The sequence below is a fragment of the Plantibacter cousiniae (nom. nud.) genome (assembly GCF_977070315.1).
In genome coordinates this window covers 1-504 of sequence record NZ_CDRVEU010000024.1, presented here as the reverse complement: position 1 = coordinate 504, position 504 = coordinate 1, and the positions used below count along the sequence as shown (strand labels likewise).

The window sequence follows — 504 nt, the reverse complement described above, 5'->3', positions numbered from 1 at the left end:
ACTGGGGTGAAGTCGTAACAAGGTAGCCGTAGGGGAACCTGCGGCTGGATCACCTCCTTAATCGACGACTCAGCTGCACCATAAGCACCCACACGAATTGCTTGATTCATTGAAGAAGACGATTAGAAGCAGCTTTAAGCTCCAAGCTGATAGCTCAATGCTAGCGGCTACAAGCTCGAAATTGGGTCTGTAGCTCAGTTGGTTAGAGCGCACCCCTGATAAGGGTGAGGTCGGCAGTTCGAATCTGCCCAGACCCACCAATTTTGTGTGGGAAACACCTGTAGAAATACGGGGCCATAGCTCAGCTGGGAGAGCGCCTGCCTTGCACGCAGGAGGTCAGCGGTTCGATCCCGCTTGGCTCCACCACTTACTGCTTCTGTTTGAAAGCTTAGAAATGAGCATTCCACCCTGCAAAACAAAGGGTGCGTGAATGTTGATTTCTAGTCTTTGATTAGATCGTTCTTTAAAAATTTGGGTATGTGATAGAAAGAAATATAGACCGGG

The 504-nt window shown here is 49.2% G+C and carries 2 tRNA genes and 1 rRNA gene; all 3 read left to right on the top strand.

What is annotated here, in order from left to right:
• A 16S ribosomal RNA gene (locus tag ACW55A_RS26685) occupies positions 1-60 on the top strand; the annotation flags it as partial.
• 123 nt (positions 61-183) lie between these two features.
• Positions 184-260 (top strand) — tRNA-Ile (locus ACW55A_RS26680).
• A 30-nt stretch (positions 261-290) separates the two neighbouring features.
• Positions 291-366, top strand: a tRNA-Ala gene (locus tag ACW55A_RS26675).
• The last annotated feature ends 138 nt before the right edge of the window (positions 367-504 follow it).